The sequence below is a fragment of the Pseudomonas putida genome, from assembly GCF_028682175.1.
In the GTDB taxonomy this organism is placed as follows: Bacteria; Pseudomonadota; Gammaproteobacteria; order Pseudomonadales; family Pseudomonadaceae; genus Aquipseudomonas; species Aquipseudomonas putida_AD.
This window is the reverse complement of record NZ_JANHKS010000001.1, coordinates 282067-303454: the sequence shown is the minus strand read 5'-3', so window position 1 is coordinate 303454 and position 21388 is coordinate 282067. Positions and strand designations below refer to the sequence as shown.

The 21388-nt window shown below is 63.6% G+C and carries 20 protein-coding genes; 6 read left to right on the top strand and 14 right to left on the bottom strand.

All coding sequences use genetic code 11. The features are described 5' to 3' along the window. Positions 1-33: 33 nt before the first annotated feature. Both NPS29_RS01425 and NPS29_RS01420 read right to left on the bottom strand, forming a co-directional pair. Positions 34-921 carry a dihydrodipicolinate synthase family protein gene (locus NPS29_RS01425; protein ID WP_274130229.1) on the bottom strand — a complete coding sequence of 296 codons (888 nt, stop codon included), beginning with the start codon at positions 919-921 and terminating at the stop codon, positions 34-36. A gap of 26 nt (positions 922-947) precedes the next feature. Further along, on the bottom strand, positions 948-1730 hold the full coding sequence (locus tag NPS29_RS01420; RefSeq protein WP_274130227.1) for an aldolase: 783 nt from the start codon (positions 1728-1730) through the stop codon (positions 948-950). A 151-nt stretch (positions 1731-1881) separates the two neighbouring features. Here NPS29_RS01420 and NPS29_RS01415 point away from each other — a divergent pair, with 151 nt between their 5' ends. Then, positions 1882-2433: a helix-turn-helix domain-containing protein gene (locus NPS29_RS01415; RefSeq protein WP_274130225.1), complete on the top strand. Its 552-nt coding sequence runs from the start codon at positions 1882-1884 to the stop codon at positions 2431-2433. Position 2434: 1 nt separating this feature from the next. Here NPS29_RS01415 and NPS29_RS01410 read toward each other — a convergent pair whose 3' ends face one another. The 6 genes from NPS29_RS01410 to NPS29_RS01385 form a co-directional block, all read right to left on the bottom strand. Continuing rightward, the gene (locus NPS29_RS01410) at positions 2435-3331 is read right to left on the bottom strand and encodes an NAD(P)-dependent oxidoreductase (RefSeq protein ID WP_274130223.1); all 897 of its coding nucleotides are present in this window, start codon (positions 3329-3331) and stop codon (positions 2435-2437) included. Between the two features lie 96 nt (positions 3332-3427). Next, positions 3428-4267 (bottom strand): ABC transporter ATP-binding protein, encoded by an 840-nt coding sequence (locus tag NPS29_RS01405; protein ID WP_274130221.1) that lies wholly within the window; start codon positions 4265-4267, stop codon positions 3428-3430. Beyond that, positions 4255-5058, bottom strand: a complete 804-nt coding sequence (locus tag NPS29_RS01400) for an ABC transporter permease (protein ID WP_274130219.1) — start codon at positions 5056-5058, stop codon at positions 4255-4257. The genes NPS29_RS01405 and NPS29_RS01400 overlap by 13 nt, the downstream gene beginning before the upstream one ends. A gap of 15 nt (positions 5059-5073) precedes the next feature. Continuing rightward, positions 5074-6060, bottom strand: coding sequence for an ABC transporter substrate-binding protein (locus NPS29_RS01395; RefSeq protein ID WP_274130217.1), 987 nt, complete (start codon positions 6058-6060; stop codon positions 5074-5076). 368 nt (positions 6061-6428) lie between these two features. Continuing rightward, complete coding sequence (locus NPS29_RS01390) at positions 6429-8072, bottom strand: GMC family oxidoreductase (protein ID WP_274130216.1); 1644 nt, start codon at positions 8070-8072, stop codon at positions 6429-6431. 177 nt (positions 8073-8249) lie between these two features. Continuing rightward, positions 8250-9740 (bottom strand): aldehyde dehydrogenase, encoded by a 1491-nt coding sequence (locus NPS29_RS01385; protein WP_274130215.1) that lies wholly within the window; start codon positions 9738-9740, stop codon positions 8250-8252. Between the two features lie 283 nt (positions 9741-10023). Between NPS29_RS01385 and NPS29_RS01380 the strand changes: the two genes are divergently transcribed. Continuing rightward, the gene (locus tag NPS29_RS01380) at positions 10024-10929 is read left to right on the top strand and encodes a LysR family transcriptional regulator (RefSeq protein ID WP_274130214.1); all 906 of its coding nucleotides are present in this window, start codon (positions 10024-10026) and stop codon (positions 10927-10929) included. A gap of 101 nt (positions 10930-11030) precedes the next feature. On the opposite strand, the gene argE is transcribed toward NPS29_RS01380, so the two are convergent. From argE to NPS29_RS01365, 3 genes are all read right to left on the bottom strand, one after another. Beyond that, the gene (argE, locus tag NPS29_RS01375; RefSeq protein ID WP_274130213.1) at positions 11031-12203 is read right to left on the bottom strand and encodes an acetylornithine deacetylase; all 1173 of its coding nucleotides are present in this window, start codon (positions 12201-12203) and stop codon (positions 11031-11033) included. Continuing rightward, positions 12196-12870: a DUF1028 domain-containing protein gene (locus NPS29_RS01370; protein WP_274130212.1), complete on the bottom strand. Its 675-nt coding sequence runs from the start codon at positions 12868-12870 to the stop codon at positions 12196-12198. The genes argE and NPS29_RS01370 overlap by 8 nt, the downstream gene beginning before the upstream one ends. A 178-nt stretch (positions 12871-13048) precedes the next feature. Continuing rightward, positions 13049-14443, bottom strand: a complete 1395-nt coding sequence (locus NPS29_RS01365; protein WP_274130211.1) for an aspartate aminotransferase family protein — start codon at positions 14441-14443, stop codon at positions 13049-13051. A gap of 155 nt (positions 14444-14598) precedes the next feature. Between NPS29_RS01365 and NPS29_RS01360 the strand changes: the two genes are divergently transcribed. The 4 genes from NPS29_RS01360 (at position 14599) to NPS29_RS01345 (ending at position 18362) form a co-directional block, all read left to right on the top strand. Next, positions 14599-15204 (top strand): TetR/AcrR family transcriptional regulator, encoded by a 606-nt coding sequence (locus tag NPS29_RS01360; RefSeq protein ID WP_274130210.1) that lies wholly within the window; start codon positions 14599-14601, stop codon positions 15202-15204. Positions 15205-15351: 147 nt separating this feature from the next. Next, positions 15352-16398, top strand: a complete 1047-nt coding sequence (locus NPS29_RS01355; RefSeq protein ID WP_274130209.1) for a class I SAM-dependent methyltransferase — start codon at positions 15352-15354, stop codon at positions 16396-16398. Between the two features lie 152 nt (positions 16399-16550). Continuing rightward, positions 16551-17861: a flavin-containing monooxygenase gene (locus NPS29_RS01350; protein WP_274130208.1), complete on the top strand. Its 1311-nt coding sequence runs from the start codon at positions 16551-16553 to the stop codon at positions 17859-17861. Positions 17862-17927: 66 nt separating this feature from the next. Next, positions 17928-18362, top strand: a complete 435-nt coding sequence (locus NPS29_RS01345; protein ID WP_274130207.1) for a RidA family protein — start codon at positions 17928-17930, stop codon at positions 18360-18362. Positions 18363-18492: 130 nt separating this feature from the next. Here the strand turns inward: NPS29_RS01345 and NPS29_RS01340 are convergent, their stop codons facing one another. From NPS29_RS01340 to NPS29_RS01330, 3 genes are all read right to left on the bottom strand, one after another. Beyond that, a complete protein-coding gene (locus NPS29_RS01340; RefSeq protein ID WP_274130206.1) occupies positions 18493-19086 on the bottom strand; it encodes a TIGR00730 family Rossman fold protein in 594 nt (197 codons plus the stop codon). A gap of 31 nt (positions 19087-19117) precedes the next feature. Beyond that, positions 19118-20533: a PLP-dependent aminotransferase family protein gene (locus NPS29_RS01335; RefSeq protein WP_274130205.1), complete on the bottom strand. Its 1416-nt coding sequence runs from the start codon at positions 20531-20533 to the stop codon at positions 19118-19120. 90 nt (positions 20534-20623) lie between these two features. Next, complete coding sequence (locus tag NPS29_RS01330; RefSeq protein ID WP_274130204.1) at positions 20624-21238, bottom strand: FMN-dependent NADH-azoreductase; 615 nt, start codon at positions 21236-21238, stop codon at positions 20624-20626. Positions 21239-21388: the final 150 nt, after the last annotated feature.

The following is a 21388-nucleotide window of genomic DNA, read 5'->3' as shown; positions in this document are numbered from 1 at the left end:
CCCGACTCGTCAGCCGGGCATCCAGCCGCGCTGTCAGCGCAGGTCAGCCAGCAGTTTTTGCAGTTGCGAGCGCGCCTGTTCCTCGAGCGGGAACACCGGCAGGCGCGGGGCGCCGGCTTCCAGTCCGGTCATGCCCAGGCCGGCCTTGATCGTCGCCGGCAATCCGCCCTTGAGGATGAACTCCAGCATCGGCAACTGCCGGTAGAACGATTCCTGCGCCCGCGACAGATCGCCTTCGAGAATGGCGTCGTAGAGGTCGAGGTTGTGTGCGGCAATCAGGTTCGGCGCCGCGGTGCACCAGCCCTTGGCGCCGGCCACGAAAGCCTCCAGCGCCAGCGGGTTGCAGCCGTTGTAGAACGGTATCTGACCTTCGCCCAGTTGCTGCAATTTGTGCATGCGCTGGATGTCGCCGGTGCTCTCCTTGACCATGGTCACGTTTTCCACCGCACGCACGATCTTCAGGATCAGGTCCACCGACATGTCGGTGCCGCTGGTGGCCGGGTTGTTGTAGAGCATGATCGGCGTTGCGATGCTGTCGCCGATGGCCTGGTAGTGCTGCAGGATTTCCTTCTCGCTGAGCTTCCAGTACGAGGCCGGCAGGACCATCACCGCATCGGCGCCGCGGGCTTCGGCAAAACGGGCCCGCTGGATGGCCTTGGCGGTGGTGAGGTCGGACACGCTGACGATCACGGGTACCCGCTTGTTGACGTAGCCAGTGCTGAATTCGGCGACTTCCTGCCATTCGGCGTCGCTCAGGTAGGCGCCTTCGCCAGTGCTGCCCAGTGGCGCGATGGCGTGCACGCCGCCTTCGATCATGCGGTCGATGGAAGCGCCCAGGGCGGCAAGGTCAAGGCCGGTGCCGTCAGCGCTGAACGGGGTGATGGTGTAGCCGATGATGCCGTGGATATCAGGGGTAGACATGTGCAGTGCTCCAGATTTCGATGGGGTCAGGCGAGGCAGTCGACGTGCTGGCGCAGGGTGCGGCGCACGTAGTAATTGAAAGCGGCGGCGTGGCGTCGTGGCCGGGAAATCCAGTCATGGGCTTCGTTGCCAAGGGCAGGCGGGATGGGCTGGATTTCACCCGCCGACATCGCCAGTAACTGCAACCTGGCAGCGCGCTCGATCAGCACCGAAATCACGCAGGCTTCTTCCACGGTGCTCCCGGTGGACAACTGGCCGTGGTGGGAGAGCAGCACCGCGCGTTTGTCGCCCAGGGCGGCGGAGATGATCTCGCCTTCTTCGTTGCCCACCGGCACGCCGGGCCAGTCCTTGAGGAAGGCGCAGTCGTCGTAGAGCGGGCAGAGGTCCATGTGCGAGACGGCCAGGGGCACTTCGAGCATCGACAATGCAGCGATGTGCGTGGGGTGCGTGTGGATGATGCACTGCACGTCCGGGCGGGCGCGGTAGACCCAGGTGTGGAAGCGGTTGGCCGGGTTGGGCATGCCGTGGCCTTCGAGCACTTCGAGGTCTTCGTTGACCAGCAGCAGGTTGCTGGCGGTGATTTCATCGAAGCCCAGGCCCAGTTGCTGGGTGTAGAAGGTGCCCGGTTGCTCGCCGCGAGCGGTGATCTGGCCGGCCAGGCCTGAGTCATGTCCGTTGTCGAACAGGATGCGGCAGGTCAGCGCCAGCTTCTGGCGGATCGTCCAGGTGTTGTCTTTTAACGTAGTATCCATCTTTGCGTTGGAACGCGAGATGAGGTGTTCTTTCGAGAGTTCCAGAGTGGTGGCCATTGCAGGGTCCTCTGCAGCTAAGGTCAGGGTCATTCGGGTGAAAGCCGGTGAGAGGGCTTTCAGGGTTTGAAATGACACAAAACAATCCTAATGACACAAAGTGTCATTGGCAATGCATAATTTTGCCGTTCGACGGAAAAAGTCTTTATCCATGTCCATTCGTTTGAAGCTGCTGCGCAAGAAAATGGGGGTCACGCTGGAGGCGTTGGCTGAAAGCTCCGGCATGACCAAGAGCTACCTGTCCAAGGTCGAGCGTGGCCTGAACACGCCCTCGATTGCCGCTGCGCTGAAGCTCGCCAAGGCCCTGCACGTCAATGTCGAGGACCTGTTCAGCGAGAGCGAGGCGAACATCGATGGCTACAGCCTGGTGCGCCACGACCAGCGCCGCCTGCTGACCAACAGCGAGCAGGGCTCAAGCTATGCGGTGCTGGCCCATCAGGTCAGTGACCGCAACCTGCTGCCGTTCATGATGTCGCCGCCGGCGGAATTCGCCGGCACCACCTTCAAGGAGCACGTGGGCGAGGAGTTTCTGTTCGTCCACGAAGGCCGCGTCGAGGTGGACTTCATGAACGAACGGGTGATTCTCGAACGCGGCGACGCACTGCACTTCAACGCGCAGAAACCTCACAGACTGCGCTCAGTGGGCGAGGTGCAGGCGCAACTGCTGGTGGTCGTGCACAGCGAGAAGGACGACGACGCCTGAGCTACACCGTGTTGCGCCGTTCCTCGACCTCGGCCAGCACGGCCAGGTCTTTCTCGCCGTCGCCGTGATCGACGGCATCCTTGAGGTTGGCGCGGATCATGTCGGCGCTGGGCATCTGCACCGACACCTGGCTGGCCGCGGCGAGGATCAGGTCCACGTCCTTGAGGCCGAGCACGGCCTTGAATGCGGCGGGTTCGTAGCGGCGTTCACCGATCAGCGCGCCGTAGCCGGAATAGACCGGCCCGGTGAAGATGGTGCTGGACACCAGGTCCACCAGATCCGCCGATTTCAGGCCGTGGCGGGTGACCAGCACCGACGCCTCGCTCATTGCTTGCACCGCTGAAACCAGCAGGAAGTTGGTCGCAAGCTTCATCGCGTTGGCGGCCGAGGCCTTCTCGCCCAGGCGCCAGGTCTTGCGCCCGATCAGATCAAGCAGCGGCTGTACCTTGTCGATGGCTGTTTCGGGGCCGGCCGCGAGGATGTTCAGTTGCGCGGCAGCGGCGACATTGGGACGGCCCATCACCGGCGCGGCGATGTATTCGACGCCCTGGGCCTGATGCAGCCCGGCCAGTTCGTCGGCGAAGGTGACGGCGATGGTCGCCAGGTTGACGTGGATCAGCGGCGCCTTGAGTTGCTTGAGCAACCCGGAATCGATCAGCACCGAACGCAGGGCCTTGTCGTCGGCCAGCATGCTGAACACCACGTCGGCAGCGAACGCCTGGGCCGGCTCGGCGACAGCCTGCGCGCCGAGTTCCACCAAGGGTTCAGTGGCCTTGGGCGAGCGGTTCCAGACCAGCAGTTGATGGCCGCCCTTGAGCAGGTTGGTGGCGATGGCCTGACCCATGTTGCCCAGACCCAGGAAACCGATTTTCATCCGATGTACCTCGTTGAACCGCAAGAGTGATGCGCAACTCTAGCACCGCGAGGCATTACGCGCGGTCATACCAAGGTGTCGGGCGGGGGGGAGAGGGCGCGTCCGTTGCGCCCGTCGGGTTCAGTCCAGGTGCTCTTCGGGGCCGTCGTGCAGCAGGTGGAAGATGTTGCGCTTCATGCGGATGAAATCCGGATCCATGACCATGTCCAGGTTGCGCGGACGGCCCATGGGCACGTCGAGCACTTCCTTGATCCGGCCGGGGCGCGCGCCCATGACGAAGATGCGGTCGCCCAGCAGGATGGCCTCGTCGATGTCGTGGGTGACGAACAGCACGGTCTTCTTGCTGTGCTCCCAGACCTTGAGCAGCAGTTGCTGCATGTGCAGGCGGGTCTGGCTGTCGAGGGCGCCGAAGGGTTCGTCCATCAACAGGATCTGCGGATCGTTGGCCAGGGCGCGGGCGATGGCCACGCGCTGCATCATGCCGCCCGACAGCTGCTTGGAGTAGTTGTCGGCAAAGCGCAGCAAGCCCACTTCGTTGAGGTAGAACTCGACGATCTCCTTGCGTTCGGCGGCAGGCATGCCACGGCGCTTGAGGCCGAACTCGATGTTCTTGCGCACGGTCAGCCAGGGGAACAGGGTGTAGCCCTGGAACACCATGCCGCGATCTGCGCCGGGGCCGTCGACCTGCTGGCCGCCGACGTAGATGTCCCCCGAAGTCGGTTCGGCAAGGCCTGCGGTGAGGTACAGAAGGCTCGACTTGCCGCAGCCCGAGGGGCCGACCAGCACGGCGAACTGCTGGTCGGGCACATCGAAACTGACCTTGTCCAGCGCGGTGAAGGTGCTGCCCGACGGGGTCTTGTATTGCAGCGTGACGTTGTCCACCCTAAGGCGCGGCGTGGCGGGCGCTGGCACTGGCATCGGCTGCAGACGTAGCGGTGAGGTTGCGGTTACTGAGCCCATGCGGCCACCTTCAGGCGAAGAAGTCGGAAAAGTTGATCGGTAATCAGGCCCAGCAGGCCGATGACAGCGATCGCCAGGAAAATCACGTCAACCTGAAAGCCGCGCATGGCCTTGAGGCTCAGGTAACCCAGGCCGCTGGAAGCCGCGACCAGTTCGGCCACCACCAGGTAGGTCCAGGCCCAGCCCATGGTCACCCGCAGGGTGTCTAGCACACCGGGCAGGGACGCCGGCGCGATGACGTGCAGCACGGCATCGGTGCGGCTGGAACCCAGGGTGTATGAGGCGTTTATCAGGTCTTTGGAGATGCCCTTGGAGACGTCGGCAATCATCACCAGTTGCTGGAAGAACACACCGAAGATGATGATGGAGACACGCTGCTCCAGGCCGATGCCGATCCACAGGATGAACAGCGGCACGAAGGAGGTCACGGGCAGGTAGCGAATGAAGTTCACCAGGGGTTCGAGAAACGCCTGCACCACCCGGAAGCTGCCCATCATCAGACCGATGGGTACGGCCACCACCGAGGAGATGATGAAGCCGACCATTACCACCTCGACGCTGGCCCACACGTGCGGCCCCAGGGTGCCGTCATGGGCCAGGCGCATGGCTGCGTCGAACACAGCCCCGGGCGTGGGCAGGAACATCGCCGGCACCACGCCGCCGTAGGAAAGGATCGCCCACAGGCCGATCAGCAGGGCCCAGGCCAGGCCGCTGGCGCTCCAGATCACCTGCACCGGCAGGCTGGTCTTGGGCGTGAGGCAGCGGTTGAGCCACGAATTGCGCTTGGACATGACGTGCTCCTGAAATTATTTCGGGCTGATGTAACGGTTGTCGACCAGCTCGTTGAAGCTGACGTTGAACGGCTTGCCCTGCAGCTCGCTGGCGGTTTCGTTGGCCAGCTTGATGACGTCCGCCGCATCGCCGCTGGTGCCGTTGCTGCCCAGCAGTTTTTCGCTCATGGCCTGGTCATAGAAGCGCACGCCCTTGGCCGCAGCTTCCAGTTCCTTCGGATCGGCCAGGTAACCGCCGACGCCCTTGGCCATGATCGCGTAGGCCTCTTTCGGATGGTCCTTGGTGTATTGCACGGCCTTGTACAGGCCGGCCACCAGGGCCTTGACGTCTTGTGGCTGTTTCTCGATGACCTCGCAGCTCAGGGCGACCACATCGACGATCACGCCTGGGGTCGAGCTGCTGTCCACCAGCACCTTGCCTTGCTGCTTGTTGCGCACGCCGGTCAGGTGCGGCTCCCAGGTCACGGCGGCAGGCACGCGCCCGGCGATGAAGGCGGTGGCGGCGTCGTCGGCGGTCATGTTCTGGATGGTCAGGTCGCTCATCTTCATGCCGGCGTTTTTCAGCAGGTAGTTGAGCCAGAATTGCGAGACCGAACCTTCGTTGACGGCCACGGCCTTGCCCTTGAGGTCCTTAAGGCTGGTCACGTCCTTGCCTACCAGCACGCCGTCGCCACCGTGGCTTTCATCCAGCGCGGCCACGGCCTTGAAGCAGAATTGCGGGCGGTACTTGAGGATTTCGTCGATGGTGGAGGCCGAGCCGGACAGCTGGCCGGAGGCCTGGGCGGCCATGTACATCGAGGCCTCTTCGATGGTCGGCAGCTCGACGGTCAGGCCCTGTTCCTTGAAGTAGCCAAGGTCTTGAGCCAGGTACAGGGTGCCGTAGCCGACCCAGGTGGTATGACCGATGGACAGGGTGCCGGCCTGGGCGCCGCTGGCAATGCCGGCAGCCAGGGCCGTCACGGCCAGCGGACGCACACAACGCGATACGAAAGACTTGATCATGGAGCACTCCCGGATTGGTGTTTTTTAAAATCGTTATTCACGGGGCAGTGGGGCTAGACGCCAAAAACAGACAACGCTTGTGGCCTCTGACGGACCTTTTGCCTCTGTGGGGCGAAGTTGATGTTGGCCGATGTCGAGGGATAGGAAAATTAGTAAATATGTGGTCCCTGATGAGGAAAAAACTGGGGTAAAAATCGTGCGCGAAGGTGGGGCGAGAGCGGCTTGAAATGCCCCATAAACACGCGGTGTATGAAATTCTGTGGGAGCGGGCTTGCCCGCGATGGTGGTGGTTCGATCACCCTCGATGTATCAGACCGGACGCATTCGCGGGCAAGCCCGCTCCCACAGAAATTTTCATGAGTGACCTGTTACGGGGTTTGTGGCGCGGTGGCGAGGATGTGATTGTCGTGCGACGTGGCCGGGGATGCGGGGCGCAGGATGATGTGCGCGGCTTTCTCGCCGATCATGATGCACGGCGCGTTGGTGTTGCCGCTGATCAGCGTCGGCATGATCGAGGCATCGACCACGCGCAAGCCCTGGATGCCATGCACCTTCAATTCGGGATCGACCACCGCCATCGGGTCGGTGCCCATCTTGCAGGTGCCCACCGGGTGGAACACGGTGGCGGCGTAGTCGCGCACGTAGGTCATCAACTGCTCATCGGTCTGCACCTGCGCGCCGGGCAGCATCTCCTTGCCGCGTATCCCGTCGAAGTGCTGATCGGCGAGGATCTTGCGCGCAAGCTTCAACCCCTCCACCAATACCTTCGCGTCCTCGGGATCGGACAGGAAATTGAAGTCGATCACCGGCTTCCCATCCCGCCCCAGGCGGATTTCACCGATGCTTCTGGGGCGCAACACGCAGGTGTGCACGGCATAGCCATGGCCCCATTCGAACAGCCGCCCGCGATGGCTGCGATAGCCCGGCACGAAGTGGAATTGCACATCGGGCAGCGAGTCAGCCAATGGCGTGCGGGCGAAGCCTCCGGCTTCGACGTAGTTGGTGGTCAGCCAGCCCTTCCTGCGCGCCAGATAACGCAACGGCGAGAGCAGAATGCTCGGCAGCGAGCCCAGGGAAATCCCCAGCGTCACCGGGCTTTTCGAGCGTACGGTCACCAGTCCGTCGAGGTGATCCTGCAGGTTCTTGCCGACGCCCGGCAGGTCATGCTCGACCCTGATGCCTGCGTTGCGCAGATCGCTCGCCGGGCCTATCCCCGAGGCCAGCAACAGACTCGGGCTGCCTAAGGAGCCTGCCGACAGAATCACTTCGCGCCGAGCCTTCAATGCCATCGGCTGACCGTCGCACACCACCTTCACGCCCTTGGCGACCCGTTGCTCGATCATCACCGATTGCACAGTGCAGTCGGTGATGATCGTCAGGTTAGGGCGCTCCAGCACGGGGGCGACGAACGCGCGATAACTCGACAGCCGTCGGGCGTTTTTCTGGGTGAGGTTGTAGAGGCCGCAACCTTCCAGATGTTCGCCGTTGAAGTCGTCGTTGTGCCGAATGCCCACCCGCTGCGCCGCCTTGACGAACAGCCGCGACACCGGATTGGGATCTCGCGCCGCCTCGACATGCAACTCGCCGGCGGTGCCGTGAAGACGCGGGTCCTGGCCCAGGCGGTTGTTCTCTGACTTCTTGAAGAATGGCAGCACGCCGTTCCAGTCCCAGCCGGGGCAACCGGCTTGTGCCCAGCGGTCGTAATCGCTGGCGTGACCACGGATGTAGATCATGCTGTTCATCGAGCTTGAGCCGCCCAGGGCCTTGCCACGCGGGGTGTGCAGGGAGCGGCCGTTGAGGTTTTTCTGCGGCGCCGAGAAGAAATTCCAGCTGTACTTGCGGCTCTTGTACAGCGTGATGGTCCCGGCGGGCGTCTGGATGCGCAGGCTGTTGTCATGGCCGCCGGCCTCGATCAGGCACACGCGCACGGACGGATCCGCGCTCAGCCGGTTGGCCAACACGCAACCGGACGACCCGGCGCCGACGATGATGTAGTCGTATTCGGTGTTCATGGTGGAGTACTCACGTAGCGCATAATGCATTCTTTCAAGCACGCCCGGACCCTGTAGGAGTGAGCTTGCTCGCGATGCGCCGGTCCGGTCACCATGGTCTGGCAGACGAACCGCCATCGCGAGCAAGCTCACTCCTACAGGTATGGGGCCGCACGTTAGGGCGCGTAGAGCCAAGCCTCAGCGCAACTGAAACCAGGTGGTCTTCAACTGGGTGTATTTGTCGAACGAGTGCAGCGACAGGTCGCGGCCGAAGCCCGATTGCTTGCCGCCGCCAAAGGGCACGCAGACATCCAGCGCGTCCACCGTGTTCACCGACACCGTCCCTGCATTCAGGCGGCTGGCCACGCGGTGGGCGCGGTTGAGGTCGTCGCTCCAGACCGACGCGGCCAGGCCGTAGATGTGATCGTTGGCCATCTGCACCGCCTGATCCTCATCATCGAACGGGGTGATCGCCAGTACCGGGCCAAACACCTCCTCGCGAGACAGGCGCATGTCGCAGGTCACGCCGGTGAGCAGCGTGGGCTGGATGAAATTGTCCGACCCGTTGATCGACACCCGATTACCGCCCGCCACTAACTGCGCCCCACTGGCGCTGGCATCGGCGATGTAATCCATCACCCGTGTCGCCTGAGTGGCGTCGACGATGGCGCCCATCTTGCTCGCCGGATCCAGCGGGTCACCGGGTTGCCATTGCCTGGCCTTGTCGATCATGCGCTCGACGAACTCATCATGAATCGAACGCTGCACCAGCAGCCGCGAGTTGGCCGAGCAGACCTCACCTTGATTGAAGAAGATCCCGAACGCGGCTTTTTCGGCGGCCAGATCCAGGTCCTGACAATCGGCGAACACCAGGTTCGGGCTCTTGCCGCCGCACTCCAACCAAACCTGCTTGAGGTTCGATTGCCCGGCGTACTGCATGAAGTATTTGCCAACCTGGGTGGACCCTGTGAACACCAGCGCGTCGACGTCCGGGTGCAGGCCCAAGGCGCGACCGGCCTGTTCGCCCAGGCCCGTGACGACGTTCAGCACGCTTTCGGGCACCCCGGCCTCCAGCGCCAGCTCGGCCAGGCGCAGCGCAGAGAACGGCGATTGCTCGGCAGGTTTGAGGATCACGCTGTTCCCCGCGGCCAGCGCAGGCGCGAGCTTCCAGGCGGCCATGTCCAGGGGGAAGTTCCACGGCACCACGGCGGCGATCACTCCCAGCGGCGCCCGGGTGATGGTGGCCAGGGTGCCGGGGCCGGTCGGCGCGACCTGATCGTAGAGCTTGTCCAGGCTTTCGGCGTACCAGGCAAACACATGGGCAGCGCCGGGCACGTCGATGTTGAAGGCGTCCATTACCGGCTTGCCCATGCTCAAAGAGTCGAGCAGCGCCAGTTCTTCACGATGGGCCAGAATCAGCTCGGACAAGCGCAGCAGCGTCGCCTTGCGCTCCCGTGGCTGCATGCGTGCCCAGGGGCCAGTGGCGAAGCTCTTGCGGGCGGCGCGCACGGCCAGGTCCACATCGGCGTCCGCGCAGGCCGCAACGTTGGCCAGCGGTGCGTTGGTGGCCGGGTTGACCACGGCGAAGGTTTCCCCGCTCAGCGCCTGGTGGCCCTTGCCGGCGATGTTGGCCGTATCGATCAAGCGTTGGTTTTGTGCCAGGCGCTGCCAGCTTTTCAAGTCCGTCACTGCTCACTCCCCGATGGCCTCTGTGGGCCATGTCAGTTATCCGTGGTGCCGATAGTGGAGGATGTGGGGAGGGCAGGAAATGAGGAAAAATGTCTTCGCTATCGATAAAAAAACTCGCCAGTTACGCACTACGCTGGTGCTGTCGTGCACCACATTCTTACAGCAGGGCGGGGCAGGTTTTTTAGCCTCAATGGTGAGGAATTTGCTTGTTTCTCCCAAACCTCTGACGTCGCAGAATAACGCGCACGATCCGGGTCACGGTTCAATCAAGTTTGAGGTAGCAATGGCAGCCTACAACCTGCGACAACTCAAGTATTTCGTCACCACGGTGGAGTGCGGCAGCGTTGCCGAGGCTTCGCGCAAGCTCTACATCGCCCAGCCGTCGGTCTCGACCGCGATCAAGCACCTGGAAGAAAGCTTTGCCGTGCAGCTGTTCATCCGCCACCACGCCCAGGGGGTGTCGCTGACGCCCAGCGGCGCGCGCTTCTACCGCAAGGCGCAGGAGCTTTTGCGGGTGGCTCACGAGTTCGAACAGAATGCCCTGGCCGACAACGACGTGGTGGCCGGGCAGATCGACATCGGCTGTTTCGAGACCGTTGCGCCCTTGTATTTGCCGCGCCTGATCGCAGGCTTCAGGGACCGCTGGCCCGGGGTGGAAATCCGCATTCGCGATGGCGAGCAACAGGAGCTGGTGCAGGCGCTGACGTCGGGCAGCATCGATCTGGCGATTCTCTACGAGCACGACCTGGACAGCACCATCGACACTGTGTCGCTGATGGCCCCGCAGCAACCCTACGCGCTGTTGCCCGAGGGCCATCGCTTCGCCCATCAGTCGAAGGTGTCGCTCAATGATCTGGTGCTTGAACCCATGGTGCTGCTGGACGTGCAACCGAGCCGTACCTACTTCGTGAGCATCTTCGAAGAGCGCGGGCTGACCCCGCACATCCAGTTCAGCTCGCCGTCCATCGAGATGGTCCGGGGCATGGTGGGGCGCGGGTTCGGCTTCTCGATCCTGGTGACCCGGCCTACGTCGGACTACACCTATGACGGGCAGAAACTGGTGTGCGTACCGCTGGCCGAACAGGTCACCGGGTCGGGCCTGTCGGCCGCCTGGCTGCGCCGCGCGCAATTGACCAAACCGGCGCAGTTGTTCGTGGATTATTGTCAGGAAGAACTGGCGCCGAAATGACCGACCACCGCAGCCCGTAGCAGCACGGCTTGCCGGCGGGAGCGGTGGATCATTCGATATCGCGGTGCCTGACACACCGCCCCCGCGGGCAAGCCCGGCTGCTACGGGATTGCGGGGGGCTGGAGGCTTTCGATGATTCTCTGCAGCATCGCATCGCACGCCTCAAGCTGCGCGACGCTGACGAACTCGTCGGGCTTGTGCCCCTGATCCATGCTCCCTGGCCCGCAGACCACGGTCGCAATGCCGATGGCGTCGAACAATCCGCCCTCGGTGCCGAAGGCCACGGTGGTGAAGGCGTCCGAGCCGCAGAACTGTGCGATCAACTGCGCCGCCTGGCTGTTCGCATCGGTGGCCAGGCCCGGATAGGCCGACAACTGCGTGAAGCGGATATCGGTTTCGGGGTGCACCGCCTGCATGCGCGGCAGCACCTGCTCTGTCGCGTATTGCTGCAATTGCCGGGCAACCTGCAGCGGATCGTCGGCGGGCAGGGCGCGTACTTCAAAGTCGAAGCGGCAGTCGGCAGGGACGATGTTCAACGCCTTGCCGCCGCTGATGACGCCCGTCTGCACGGTGGTGAAGGGCGGGTCGAACCGAGCGTCGTGCCGCTCAGGGCTGCGCAGCCCGGTGCCGATGCGCCCCAGCTCGCCGATCAGTTCGGCCGCATATTCGATGGCATTCACCCCTTGGGGCGCGTACGCCGAATGGCAGGCCGCGCCATGCACGTCGCAGCGCATCGCCAGCTTGCCCTTGTGCCCGAGCACGGGCTTGAGTTCGGTAGGTTCACCGATGATGCACAGCAGTGGCTTGACCGGGCGCCGCTCAAGCTCGGCGAGCAGCGAGCGCACGCCCAGGCAGCCGACCTCTTCGTCATAGGACAGCGCAATGTGCACCGGCATCCGCAACGGCGCGGCGAGCAGGGCAGGCACCGCTGCCAGGACGCAGGCGATATAGCCTTTCATGTCCGCTGTGCCGCGTCCGAACAGCTTGCCGTCACGTTCGCTCAATTCGAACGGCGCCACCGTCCAGGGCTGACCGTCCACCGGCACCACATCGGTGTGGCCGGACAGCACGATGCCCGGACGATCCGCAGGGCCAATGGTGGCGAACAGGTTGGCCTTGCTGCGCGTGTCGTTGTAGATCAGCTCGCAGGGCACATCAAACTGCGCCAGATAATCGCGAACGAACTCGATCAGTTGCAGGTTCGACTCACGACTGGTGGTGTCAAAACCCACCAGGGTGGCCAGCAGTTCCTTGCTGCGGATGGCGTTACTCATCGCCCGGCACGCCATAGCTCGGGGCCTTGGTCGGATCCAGTGCGCGGGTGATGTAGTCCTGCATCTGCGGACGGTAGTCGGCCCACAACTGCGCGAGCTTGCCGATGGGGTCCTGGTCAGCCCAATCGACGCGCAAATCGATGATCGGCCAGGTCAGTTCGCCCACCACCACCAACGCCGCCGAATGCACCGGGCCTGCTTCACCCCCGGCGGCCACCGCAGCCTGCATGGCTGCGATCAACCGGTCGGCGAGCTGGCCGCCGCTGTTTTCGAAGGTCTGCACCAGAGTTTCGATCACGGCGCGGTCTGCCAGCATGTTGCCGGCGCCGACGCATTGCTCTCCGGAGATGGCGTTGTGCGTGCCCAAGGTCTGGCTGCCGCTGAAGTGCGCGGTCTGGCCCAGGTGGTCGATGGCGGTGAGCTGGCGAAACTGGCTGTAGCCATTGCGGGTCAGCGCCTGGTCCAGCGCCTGGGCCGGCGACAGGCCGCTCTCCATCTGATCCAGCACTTGCGGGCCGAGGGCCGGGAGGGTGATGTTCTGCGTGGCGACAGCGCCGACCCCAGGCCGCAGCCAGGGGCAGCGGGCGCCGACGGCAATGCTGGAGGAGCTGATGGCGATGCCCAGTTGACCGGTTTCGGCGCAGCGGCCGACGATGGAAAACGTCATGGTGTGTTCGTCCTGTTTCGTCCTGACCTGCCATCCCGCGCTCCGGCAGTGCAACTGAATCTGCCGGGGCGCGGAATGGGACATGGCTTGCATTCTGGAGATGCGCTGGCGCCTGCGAAACGAGGTTTTTTGTGGAGCCTGATTACCTAAAAACTTCTCAGCCCCACAGACATCAGCGCTACAGGCGGCCGTACTCTCGTGCAGTGCGGTCCACGGCGATGCGGGTCTTGTCCACCAGCTCGTCCAGCTCGGCACGGGTGGCGATCAGCGCCGGGGCCATGATCATGCGGCCCAGGGTCGAGCGGATGATGATGCCCTCCTCGAAACCGATGGTGCGGCAGCGCCAGGCGATGTCGTTCTCGTTGGCGAAGCGCTTGCGCGTGGCCTTGTCTTCGGCGAACTGCAACGCCGCCACCAGCCCCACACCCTGAACCTCGCCCACCAGCGGATGATTGCCGAACACCTCGCGCAGGCAGGTCTGCAGATACGGTCCGGTGTCGTTCTTCACTTGGGTGACCACGCCTTCGTCGCGCAGGGCCTTGAGGTTGGCGATGGCCACAGCCGCAGCCACGGGATGTCCGGAGTAGGTCAGGCCATGGGCGAACACGCCGCCTTTCTCCACCAGGGCCTCGGCCATGCGCCGCGACAGTATCAGGCCGCCCATGGGGATGTAGCCCGAGGTCAGGCCCTTGGCGATGGACAGGGTGTCAGGCTCGAACACCAGGGCCTGGTGGGCGAACCACTCGCCGGTACGCCCGAAGCCGCCGATCACCTCATCGGCGCACAGCAACACGTCATATTTGCGGCAGATGCGCTGGATTTCCGGCCAGTAGGTCGCAGGCGGGATGATCATGCCGCCTGCGCCCTGGAAGGGTTCGGCGACAAAGGCGGCGACCTTGTCGGCGCCCAGTTCCAGGATCTTGTCTTCCAGTTGGCGAGCCGCGCGCAGGCCGAACTCTTCGGGGCTCAGGTCGCCCTCGTGGGCGAACCAGTAGGGCTCGTCGATGTGAGCGACGTCGGGGATGGTGCCGCCCATTTCATGCATGAACTTCATGCCGCCCAGCGCCGTCGCCGCCAGGGTCGAGCCGTGGTAACCGTTCCAGCGGCCAATCATGACCTTCTTCTCTGGCTTGCCCATCACCTGCCAGAACTTGCGCACGGTGCGGATCAGCACTTCGTTGGCCTCGGAACCGGAGTTGGTGTAGATCGCGTGGCTGTAGTGGGGCGGCAGCAGACTGAACAGCAGCTCGGACAGCTCGATCACCGCCGGGTGAGTGGTGTGGAAGAACATGTTGTAGTAGGGCAGTTGCTCAAGCTGGGCGCTGGCCGCCGCGGCCAGGTCCTTGCGGCCATAACCCAGGTTGGTGCACCACAGGCCCGACATCCCGTCCAGATAGCGCTTGCCGTCGTTGTCCCACAGCGCCAGACGTTCGCCCCTGACCATCACGCGCGGGCCTTCTTCGTTGAGGGCTTTCTGGTCAACGAATGCGTGAATGTGGTGGGCGGCATCGGATGCCTGATAGTCGCTCGTGCTGCGGCTGTTGTTGCGTTCGGTATCGAGTTCGATGGACATGACGCTTCTCCTGGCTGACGGCGCCCTTGGGTGGGGTGCGGGCTGTGTTGTGTAATAAGTTTTGTCAGCTAAAAATATTTTTGTAAAGAAAATATTTGTGGAGAAAAACCGGATTCCGTACCCTGACCGCCACGATTCCCCATGCCAGAGCCCCCATGACCGGATTGCGAGAAAGGCAGAAAGAGCAGCGTCGCCGCGACATCGCCCAGGCCGCCCTTGCCTTGTTCAAGGCCAACGGCTTCGCCGCCACGACCCTTGAGCAGATCGCCAGCCAGGCAGGGGTGTCGGCGCCTACGGTGGTGAACTACTTCGGCGGCAAGCAGGAGATCCTGCTCACACTGCTGAAGGCCCCGGACGAGCAGGCCATGAGCGAGGCGCGGGCCAACCTGGGTGAAAACTCAGACCCGCTGGAGGCCCTGTGCGAACTCGAAGGCCTGATGACGCGCTATCAGCTCCAGGCCATGCCGGCCTCGCTCTGGCGTGAGCTGGCGCCGTATCTGTTCACTGGTGAGCTGGCCGAAGCCTTCGGGCCATGGAACGCCGCCGTGGTCGAGGCTGCTCGGTCGCTGCTGGTGCATTTCCAGCAGTTGGGCAAGGTTCGCCCGTCAGTTGACGTCGAGGTCGCGGCGACCCTGTTCAATCAGTACGCCAACCTGGCCTTCATTCGTCTGGCGACCGAGGGCGAACCTGACCGCGAGGCCCACGCCAGGCACATGCGCAGTGTGTTGGGGTTGATCTGCCATGGCATGTTGAGCGAGTGAGCTGACCGCAGGTCTATGCAGCCTTCGCTCAGGGTCTAGACTTACAGGCCTTCCCCAACCGGGGCCAAGATCATCTGGCCACCGCCAGCAGCTTTCAGGTCCGCCAATGCCCGTGCCGACGATGGCCTTCCTACAGGAGGGCAGGAAATGGACGAGGCCAAACTTCAGGAATTCATGGGCAGGCTGGTGTCCGACATGGGCGCTGCGGCGATGCTCGCCAATGTCATCCTCGGCGACGAACTGGGGCTGTACAAGGCCATGGCCGACAGCCAGCCGGTGACACCCGACACCCTCGCCAGCCGCACCGGCTGCAACCCCCGACTGATCAAGGAATGGCTCAGTGCCCACGTGGCATCGGGCTACATGGAGCATCATGACGGGCAATTCGTGCTGCCCGAAGAACAGGCGCTGGCCCTGGCCATCGAGGATTCTCCGGTGTACGTCGCGGGCGGCATCATGGTGGTGGCGTCGATGTTCCACGACAAGGACAAACTGGTGGCCGCCATGCGCGGTGACGGCGCGCTGGCCTGGGGCGATCACCATCCGTGCATGTTCAGCGGCACCGAGCGCTTCTTCAGGCCGGGGTACAAAAGCTTTCTGGTCGGCCACTGGCTGCCGGCGCTGGACGGCGTGGTTGCCAAGCTTGAAGCGGGCGCGAAAGTGGCCGATATCGGCTGTGGCCACGGTGCCTCGACCATCGTCATGGCCAAGGCCTTTCCAGCCTCGCGGTTTGACGGCTTCGACTACCACGAGCCGTCCATCGCCACTGCCACGGACCGCGCCAGAGAAGGAGGTGTCAGCGATCGCGTGAACTTCGCCCAGGGCACGGCGAAGGATTACCCCGGCAAGGATTACGACCTGGTGTGCTATTTCGATTGCCTGCACGACATGGGCGACCCGGTCGGCGCGGCCAGGCACGCCTACCAGTCGCTGAAGCCGGACGGCACGGTGTTGCTGGTCGAGCCCTACGCCAATGACAGCCTCGATCAGAACATCAACCCCGTCGGGCGCCTGTTTTACGCCGCATCGACCTTCATCTGCACGCCCAATTCGCTGTCTCAGGAGGTCGGCCTCGGGCTGGGCGCGCAGGCCGGTGAGACCCGGCTGCGCGGTGTGTTTGTCCAGGCAGGTTTCACCCACTTCAGGCGTGCGGCCGAGACGCCGTTCAACCTGATCCTGGAGGCGCGAAAGTAGCCCTTAGGCAGAACGCCCGGCGCGAGGCAGCGTCGGGCGTGACGCCCATGGCCCTAGCTTTTTCCTGCTCTGCGACGACAAAAATCATAATTTCGCTATCCCCTGATCCTGCACAGAATACGCCCACACCCGCCTTCGTGAAGGACACAGGTATGACAGCTGCAAACATAGACATCGATACGCTCGTGGTAGGCGCAGGTCAGGCTGGCGTGGCCATGAGCGAGCACTTGAGCAAACTGGGCATTGCGCACCTGGTCCTTGAGCGCAACCGGATTGCCGAAGCCTGGCGCACCGGGCGCTGGGATTCGCTGGTCGCCAACGGGCCGGCCTGGCACGATCGTTTTCCGGGGCTGGAATTCGATGACCTGAGTCCTGACGCTTTTGCGTCCAAGGAGCGGGTCGCCGCTTATTTCGAAGCCTATGCGCGCAAGTTCAAGGCGCCCATCCGCACAGGTGTCGAGGTGCGCAAGGTGACGCGCAATGTCGGTCGCCCAGGTTTCACGGTCGAGACATCCGAAGGCGTGATTGCCGCCAGTCGCGTGGTGGTGGCCACCGGGCCTTTCCAGCGCCCGGTGATCCCGGCCATAGCCCCGAAGGACGAACGCCTGACGCAGATTCATTCCGCGCAGTACCGCAACCCGCAGCAACTGCCCGAAGGCGCGGTGCTGGTGGTGGGGGCCGGATCTTCCGGAACGCAGATCGCCGATGAATTGCAGCGCGCCGGCAAACAGGTCTATCTCTCGGTGGGCCAGCATGACCGGCCACCGCGGGCCTATCGCAACCGGGATTTCTGCTGGTGGCTGGGGGTGCTTGGCGAGTGGGATCAGGCGGCGATGAAGCCGGGCAGGGAGCACGTGACCATCGCGGTCAGTGGCGCCCACGGCGGGCGTACCGTGGACTTTCGCGAGCTGGCCCAGCGCGGCATGAAGCTGGTAGGCGTGACCCGTTCGTTCGACAACGGCGTGGTCAGCTTTCAGCCGGACCTGGCCGAGAACCTGGCGCGGGGCGACGAAAACTATCTGGCCGTGCTCGATGCGGCAGACGCCTACATCGAACGCAACGGCCTGGACCTGCCCCTGGAGCCTGAAGCGCGCCGGGTTTTCCCGGATCCGGAGTGCGTGCGCAACCCGCTGCTTGAGATGGACCTGGCCAAGGCCGGGATCACCACGATCATCTGGGCGACCGGCTTTGCCACGGACCATAGCTGGCTGAAGGTCGATGCGTTCGACGCCAAGGGCAAGCCGCAGCACCAGCGCGGCGTATCGACTGAACCGGGTATCTATTTCCTCGGCCTGCCATGGCAGTCGCGGCGCGGGTCGTCGTTCATCTGGGGCGTGTGGCACGACGCCAAATATGTCGCCGACCACATTGCCACCCAGCGCCAGTACCTGACCTATCGCGATGCAGCCGAGCGCGAGGCGCTGGAGGTTGCTCCAGTGGTGGCGTCCGTCGTCAGCGCCTGAATCTTGTCATCCGCGCTAATAGGTTAACCCCGGCACGGCGATTATCACCTGTTCAAGGAATTTCACATGGCACAGCCCACCCATACCCGCATTCGCATGTTCAACACCAAGGAAACCTATCCCAACCAGGCGCTGGACAATGACCTATGCCAGGCGGTTCGCGCCGGCAACACCATCTACGTGCGCGGCCAGATCGGCACCGATTTCGAGGGTAACCTGGTCGGCTTGGGTGATCCGCGTGCCCAGGCCGAGCAGGCGATGAAGAACGTCAAGCAGTTGCTGGAAGAGGCGGGCTCGGACCTGTCGCACATCGTCAAGACCACCACTTACATCATCGACCCGCGCTACCGGGAGCCGGTGTATCAGGAGATCGGCAAATGGCTCAAGGGCGTGTTCCCGATTTCCACCGGGCTGGTGATTTCCGGGTTGGGGCAACCGCAGTGGCTGATGGAGATCGACGTGATCGCCGTGGTGCCGGATGACTGGCAACCGGCGCGCTGAAGGTTTGCTTGCGGGTCCACTCTAGATCGCTCCCGCGGGCAAGCCCGGCTGCTACGGGTGAGCAGGTGTTCGTGGAAAGTGCGGTCACCGCGAATCCTGTAGCAGCACGGCTTGCCGGCGGGGGCGTCCTCTAGATCGCTGCGCAAGCCGGATCGATCCATTTGTTCACGGTCGGGGCTTGCCACTGCTCAAGGGCGTCGAGCAATGCGCCGGGCTCGGCAGCGAAAATCAGCATCTCGCTGTGCTCGACCTTCATGAAACCTTCGCTGACCGAGTGCGCGAGCAGGGTGCGCACCGGGGTAAAGAATTCATTGATGTTCAGGCAGCCCAAGGCTTTGCTGTGTTCGCCCAGTTGGGTCAGCGTGGCTACCTCGAACAGCTCTTCGAAAGTGCCAAGTCCTCCCGGCAGGGCGATGAACGCGTCGGCACAGTCACTCATCCGGGCCTTGCGGCTGCGCATGTCCGGGGTGACTTCATGGCGGGTCAATCGGCTGTGCAGGTGCCCGAGTCCAAACAACCGCTCGGTGATGATACCGACCACTTCGCCGCCTTCGGCCAGTACCGTGTCGGCCATCACCCCCATCAACCCCTTGTCGGTGCCGCCGTAGACAAGACGCAGGCCACGTCGGGCGATCTCCCGGCCCAGCGCTTGCGCCCCTTGGGCATACGCCGGGCTGAAACCGAAGTTGGAACCGGAAAATACTGCAATGCTCTTGAGGCTCATGATGATCCTTGCTCAGGGTTCGGAAGGGGTGTTACAGCAGCGCCAGAATGCGCTCGCCCAGTTGCTCGGCCGCAGCCTGCGATTCGATGTTGGCGAAGCCCAGCAACAGGCCTTGTGCCCTGGTGCTGGCGATGCTCCATTCACTCAGCGCCTCGGCATAAATCCCTGCCTGACGCAGGCGTTCGGCCAAGGCTATGTCGGACTGATCCCCGGTAAACCGCAAAATCAGATGCATGCCGCCGGGCTGTTCGTCGATCCGGATCTGCTCGCCCAACACGCTCTGCAGGCCTCTGGCCGTGGCCTCCCGACGCTCGGCGTAAAGCTTGCGCATGCGCAGGATATGCCGGGCGAAGTGCCCCTCGGTCAGGAAGGTGGCGACGATGGCCTGGGTCAGCTCCGGACAGTGGCCGAGAAACAGTTGACCGACCTGCTCGAAGCGTTCGACCAGTGCAGCAGGGACCACCAGATAGCCGATACGAATCCCGGGAAACAGCACCTTGCTGAAGGTTCCTGCGTACAGCACCCGTGCGTGACGGTCCAGGCTCTTGAGCGCCGGCAGCGGACGGCTGACGTAGCGGTACTCGCCATCATAGTCATCCTCGACAATCCAGGCGTCGTGCTCGCGGGCCCAGTCCAGCAGCGCCAGGCGGCGGGGCAGGGACAGCGAAACGCACAGCGGACTCTGATGCGCGGGCGTCACCACGGCAGCTCGGGCCATGAGTGGCGCGCTCACGACCTGGGCGACGATCAGGCCGTTGCCGTCCACGGCGATCGGTACCGGCTGCATGCCCAAGTGGCCGAGCAATTGCCGGGTCGGCAGGTACCCCGGATCCTCGACGAACACTTTGTCGCCGGGTGTGAGCAACGCCTGAGCGATCAGTGTCAGGGTGTTGCGATAGCCTGCGGTCACGAATACCTGCGCCGAGGTGCAGTCGATGCCTCGGGACATATGCAGGTAACCGGCGATGGCCGTGCGCAGGGATTCCAGGCCATACACTGTGGGGTGGGCCATGTCCTGCAAGCGGGTGGCGCGCACGCAGCGGGCGCCGATCTGCGCCCAGATCTTGCGCGGGAATGCATCCAGCGCCGGCACTGCCATCTGAAACGGGAGCAGTGGCGGCCTGTCCCGTACTGACGGGCTTTCGTAGGCAGCCCGGACATGTTGTGATGCTTTGAGCACCTGTGAAGCCACGCCTGCGCTGACCACCGTCCCGGCCTGCCCGCGAGTCTGCAGGTAGCCTTCGGCGGTCAGCAGGGCATAGGCGGAATCGACGGTGCCCCTGGCCAGTCCCAGTTCCTTGGCCAATGCCCGGGCAGCAGGCACGCGCTCGCCGGGGCTGAGCACGCCTTCACCGATGGCGGTGCGCACGCGCCAGTAAATCTGCCGGTAGATCGGCTCCGTGGACGCAGGGTCAAGGGGCGAAAAACGCTGAGCGGACGATGTCATGGCGTACTCACAGGCGTGTCGTGGGCGGGCTGCACGGCATTCCCATTGTGGGCGACCGGCACCGCTTGCGCCAATGCAGGCCGGTTTCGATCAGGCATGTCGTGCCGAGGCGAAGTGTGCGTGCAGCGCTTCATCGGCCTGGTTCCTGGCTTCGTCGATGGCCTGGGGTCCCATTGCGGTGCCTTGTACCGAGAAGAGTCTCAAATCGTGCAGGCCGATCATGTTCAGCACGTCGCGCAGGTACGGCGTCAGGTAGTCCGGCTGTCGCGCACGCTCCCCGGAAAACCGCCCTCCGGACGCGATGGCGATGAACACGGGCCGGTCCGGCAGCAGGGCGGCCTTGCCTTGGGCGCTGATGGTGAATGTGCGGCGCACCCGGGCAACGTGGTCGATCCAGGCTTTCAGGGCCGATGGCAGGCTGAAGTTGTGCATCGGGGTACTGATGACCAGCACATCGGCCTGTTCCACCTCGGCGATAAGCTGGTCGGACAACGCCAGGGAACCGCCTTCTGACACATCGGCGGTGGACTGCTGGGACGTCGCGTAGCTGCCATCGACATGAGGCAGGTTCTCGCCGCCGACAAGCCGGGTTACCACCAGGGCCGAAGGTTCGCGGTTCAACAGGCGCTCGATGATGTTGCGGGCCAGGCGGCTGCTCTCGGACGCAGGTCCTCGGGGACTACAGCTTACGTGCAGGATGTTCATGTCTGACTCTTGATGGAGGTGGATCGGACCTGCACGGTAAGCGGCCCATGCCCCAGCCAAAAGAGCCAAGAACCGACAGATGGACTGGGCCAAGTCCGGGCATCAATGGACCAGTCCGAAATGCAGATCTTGGACCTTTAGCGCTGGGCC